Annotated in this window: 5 protein-coding genes; 1 reads left to right on the plus strand and 4 read right to left on the minus strand. The window is 72.1% G+C overall.

Going from position 1 to position 1769, the window contains the following annotated elements; all coding sequences use genetic code 11:
• Both F9K34_RS18945 and F9K34_RS18950 read right to left on the minus strand, forming a co-directional pair.
• On the minus strand, positions 1-328 hold a 328-nt coding region (locus tag F9K34_RS18945; RefSeq protein WP_291338646.1), incomplete at its 3' end, for an EI24 domain-containing protein.
• Positions 329-332: 4 nt separating this feature from the next.
• The gene (locus F9K34_RS18950; RefSeq protein ID WP_291338647.1) at positions 333-911 is read right to left on the minus strand and encodes a nitroreductase family protein; all 579 of its coding nucleotides are present in this window, start codon (positions 909-911) and stop codon (positions 333-335) included.
• A 93-nt stretch (positions 912-1004) separates the two neighbouring features.
• Between F9K34_RS18950 and F9K34_RS18955 the strand changes: the two genes are divergently transcribed.
• Positions 1005-1253: a DUF167 domain-containing protein gene (locus F9K34_RS18955; protein WP_291338648.1), complete on the plus strand. Its 249-nt coding sequence runs from the start codon at positions 1005-1007 to the stop codon at positions 1251-1253.
• On the opposite strand, the gene F9K34_RS18960 is transcribed toward F9K34_RS18955, so the two are convergent.
• Both F9K34_RS18960 and F9K34_RS18965 read right to left on the minus strand, forming a co-directional pair.
• Positions 1250-1570: a nitrile hydratase accessory protein gene (locus F9K34_RS18960; RefSeq protein ID WP_291338649.1), complete on the minus strand. Its 321-nt coding sequence runs from the start codon at positions 1568-1570 to the stop codon at positions 1250-1252. The two genes, F9K34_RS18955 and F9K34_RS18960, sit on opposite strands and share 4 nt — an antisense overlap.
• Positions 1567-1769 (minus strand): SH3-like domain-containing protein (locus tag F9K34_RS18965; RefSeq protein WP_291338650.1); only part of this gene is annotated, 203 nt, incomplete at its 5' end. The genes F9K34_RS18960 and F9K34_RS18965, both read right to left, overlap by 4 nt.

Below are 1769 nucleotides of genomic sequence, written 5' to 3' on the forward strand. Positions count from 1 at the left end.
GGGCGGGGTAGTGCCGCGCCTCCACCGCCTCGGCCACGTCGTCGAGGAAGAGCCCGCTGAAGGCCGAGGCCACCGGCACCATCAGGAAGACCGAAAGCACGAGCATCAGGACGAGCGAGCCCCAGCTGAGGAGGCTCTCCACCCAGGTGATCTCGCCGATCCAGGGCAGGGTGAAGGTGTCGGGCACGGCCCAGCCGATGAGCGTCGCCACGACCGCATAGGCCCCGGAGAGGAGCGCGAGCGCGAGCAGCACGCCGAGCCCGAGGACCTTGAGGAACTGCCGGTCATGGATCTGCCCGATGGCCTTCAGGAAGTCGCCGAGGATCACCGCGTCAGTCCCGGACCCAGGTGGTGATCGCCCCGACATCCGGGCGCGGCCGGTCGGGCGGGACGGAGGCGGCGGTGCCGATATGGATCAGCCCCGCCACCCGCTCGCCCGCGGCAAGGCCAAGCCCCTCGCGGGCGAAGGCCGCGTCATGGACATGCCAGCCGGTCAGCCAGCAGGCATCCCAACCCGAGGCGAGCGCCGCATTGAGGAGCGTCAGGCAGACCGCGCCGGCCGAGAGGATCTGCTCCAGCTCCGGGATCTTGTCGGTCGGGCGCGGCACCATCACGACGGCAACGATGAGGTCGGCATCGGTGAACTGCGCCACGCCCTTCTCGATCCGCTCGGGCGCCAGCCCCATCGCCGCGCCCCGCGTTCGCGCCAGCCCGGCCATCCGGGTAAGCGCCGGCTTCTCGAGCACGAGGAACCGCCAGGGCTCGAGCTTGCCGTGGTCGGGCACCCGTGTTGCCGCCGTCAGGATGGGCAGGAGCTCCGCCTCGGTCGGCACCGGCGGGCGCAGGACCTTTGGCGGGCGTGACCGGCGGGTCAGGAAGAACTCCATCGCGGCGGGGTTCGGGGTGGTCATGGGCACGCTCCTGTCTGCTCGGCCGCGATCATGCCGATCCGGGCCGTCGGCGCAAGGCTGGCCCGGCGCGGCAGGCCGCGCTAGGGTCGCGCCATGGCCGACCTTTCGCACCTTGCCCGCCCGGGCGCCGAGATCGCCGTGCGCGTGACGCCGAAAGCGTCGCGGAATGCCGTCGTGATCGAGGCGGGCGCGATCCGCGTCTATGTGACCGTCGTGCCCGAGGGCGGCAAGGCGACGGCGGCGGTGACGGCGCTTCTGGCCAAGGCTCTCGGCGTCGCCAAGTCCCGCCTGACGCTCGTCAGGGGCGCGACGGCGCGCGACAAGGTCTTTCGCCTGGACTAGGGTCTGAGCCGGACCGGCTGCCCGTGCGGCGTCGCCAGATAGGCCGCCTCCCAGGCCGCCCTGGTCCGCGCCGCCTCCGCCTTGGGCGCATGCCCCGTCGCGTCGAGGAAACCCTCCAGCGTCTCCAGCCAGGCGGCGTAGTAGTCGGCGCTGCCGTCCTGCGGCCGCTCGGTCCCGCGGCGCCTGAGGGTGGCGCCGAAGGCCTGCGTCCACTCCGGCCAGCCGAAGTGCCCCGCCTCGTTCAGCGCGACGGTCAGTGCGAAAAGCTGCGCCTGCCAGGGTTCATCGAAGCGGGAGGGAGAGGGCGCGCCGGTCATGCCCGCTCCAGGTAGCTTTCCCAGAGATCGAGGGTCACCTCATCGCCCGGGGCCTCCGCCTCGCCCCAGAGGTCCTCGGCGGAAAACGCCACGGTGTAGAGCGGCTCCGGGCATTCGCCGCGCCCGTGGGCGTTGGTATCCGGAAACACGTGGGGACCGTGGACCAGCGCGATCCGTCCGAAATGTCCCGCCGCGTAGG

Origin of the sequence: Albidovulum sp. (genome assembly GCF_008933605.1) — a bacterium.
In the GTDB taxonomy this organism is placed as follows: Bacteria; Pseudomonadota; Alphaproteobacteria; order Rhodobacterales; family Rhodobacteraceae; genus Albidovulum.